The sequence below is a fragment of the Paenibacillus sp. NMA1017 genome, assembly GCF_058895805.1.
The window spans coordinates 1-2464 of the sequence record NZ_JBZXYR010000040.1 but is presented as its reverse complement, the minus strand read 5'-3'; the positions used below and the strand labels follow the sequence as shown (position 1 = coordinate 2464).

Here is a 2464-nt window from a genome sequence, read left to right as displayed (position 1 = left end):
GACGAGCCGCTGACGAAGCTGCCGCAGACAGGCCATGTGCCGATCGGCAAAGCGTGGCTGAATGCGAAATTCTACATCGTGGATGCGCATTTGAATCCGGTGCCGGTCGGGGTGCTGGGCGAGCTGGTTATCGGCGGAGTCGGGGTAGCGCGTGGGTACTTGAACCGTCTGGAGCTGACAGAAGAGAAGTTCGTAGACAGCCCGTTCGCCGCGGGCGAGCGGCTGTACCGCACGGGAGACTTGGCGCGGTGGATGGAGGACGGGAACGTGGACTTCATCGGCCGGATCGACAACCAGGCGAAAATCCGGGGGTACCGGATTGAGACGGGCGAAGTCGAAGCGAAGCTGCTGAGTGTAGGTGGCGTGAAGGAAGCGGTCGTCGTCGTCAGGGAAGATCAAGAAGGTCAGAAAGCTTTGTGCGCTTATTATACAGCGGAAGAAGGCTTGACGGCGGCGGACCTGAAGCGGGCGATTGCCAGCGAGCTGCCGGGGTACATGATCCCGTCGTACTTCGTGGAGCTGGAGCGCCTGCCTCTGACGCCGAACGGAAAGATCGACCGGAAGGCGCTGCCGGCACCGGAAGGGGGAGCAGGCGGAGGCCGCGAATACGTGGCGCCGCGCACCGAACTTGAGGCGAAGCTGGCCGCCATTTGGCAGGATGTGCTTGTTCGGGAGAAGGCGGTAGGCGTAACGGACAACTTCTTCGACCTCGGCGGACACTCCCTGCGGGCGACGACGCTTGTCAGCAAAATGCATAAGGAGCTAGGTGTTGAATTCCCGCTTCGCGACGTATTCCGCTACTCGACGGTTGAGGAAATGGCCGCGGCTATGGAGCGGCTGGAGATCGGCTCGTTCACGGCTATTCCGGCTGCGGAACCTAGCGAGTATTATCCGCTTTCTTCCGCTCAGAAACGTCTCTATATCTTGAACCAGCTGGAAGGAGCCGAGCTGAGCTACAACATACCGGGAGCTACGCTGCTCGAAGGGGAGCTCGACCGGCAGCGGTTTGAAGAAGCGTTCCGCGGGCTCGTAGCTCGTCATGAAACGCTGCGTACCGGCTTTGAGATGGTAAAAGGCGAAGCGGTTCAGCGGATTCACGAAGAAGCCGCCTTCCAGGTGGAATATGTGCAGATCAGCGGGGAGCAGGCAGAAGAAACGGTGCGCCAATTCGTTCGTCCGTTTGATCTAGCGAAGCCGCCACTTCTGCGGGTAGGCCTTGCCGAACTGGCGCCGGACCGGCACATTCTAATGTTCGATACGCATCATATCGTATCTGACGGCGTTTCGATTGACGTACTGATCGAAGAGTTCGTCCGCTTGTACAGCGGGGAGCAGTTGGAGCCGCTCCGCATTCAGTATAAAGATTATGCGGTATGGCAGCAATCGGACGAGCAGAAAGCTCAGCTTGCCAAGCAGGAAGCCTACTGGCTCGACATGTTCCGCGGAGAGCTGCCGGTTTTGGAATTGCCGACGGACTATCCGCGCCCGGCTATGCAGAGCTACGAGGGCCGCACGCTGCAATTGTTTATGCATAGCGAGAAAAGCGAGGGGCTGAAACGGCTTGCAGCCGAGAACGGCGCAACGCTTTACATGGTTCTGCTTGCTGGTTATACAATATTATTGCATAAATATACAGGGCAAGAAGACGTGGTGGTCGGTACGCCGATTGCGGGAAGAAATCACAGCGACGTTCAGCCGCTGATCGGGATGTTCGTCAATACCCTGGCCATCCGCAGTTATCCGGCTGCCGGTAAGACGTTCCTTGACTACTTGAAGGAAATCAAGGAAACGACGCTGGGCGCTTTTGAACATCAGAATTATCCGTTTGAGGAACTGGTGGATAAGGTGAACGTGGCTCGCGATTTATGCCGCAATCCGCTGTTCGATACGATGTTTGCTTTGCAGAATACAGAGAATTTGGAAATCCAGCTTCCCGGACTCCATTTGTCGACGTATGCCAGCGAAGAAATTGTTTCTAAATTCGATCTCAGCTTGGACGTCACGGAGATCGAGGAAGGCTTGGAATATCTGTTTGAATACGCCACTGCTCTTTATAAAACCGAAACGGTGGAGAAATTGGCCGCTCACTACTTGCAGCTGCTTGAATCCATTCTCCGCAACCCGTCGGCGACTATTGCCGAGCTGGGCATTTTGACACCGGCGGAAAAAGAGCAAATTCTCGGCGCGTTTAACCCGGCGCAGCCGGAAGCGGCTCCTGCGGCCGCGTTCCACCGGCTGTTTGAGGAACAGGCGGAGCGCACGCCGGAAGAGGCGGCCGTCGTGTACGAGAACGACCGGCTGACGTATGCGGAGCTGAACGAGCGGGCGAACCGCTTGGCGGCTACGCTGCGCGCAAGCGGCATCGGCCGGGAGTCGATCGTCGGCATTCTCGCCGAGCGTTCGGTGGACTTGCTGGTGGCCGTGCTGGCCGTCTGGAAAGCGGGCGGGGCGTATGTGCCGCTCG

At 58.0% G+C, this 2464-nt stretch carries 1 protein-coding gene; it reads left to right on the top strand.

What is annotated here, in order from left to right:
• Positions 1-2464, top strand: a 2464-nt coding sequence (locus AC5ELV_RS26215; protein ID WP_493432445.1) for a condensation domain-containing protein, incomplete at both ends; no start/stop codon positions are given.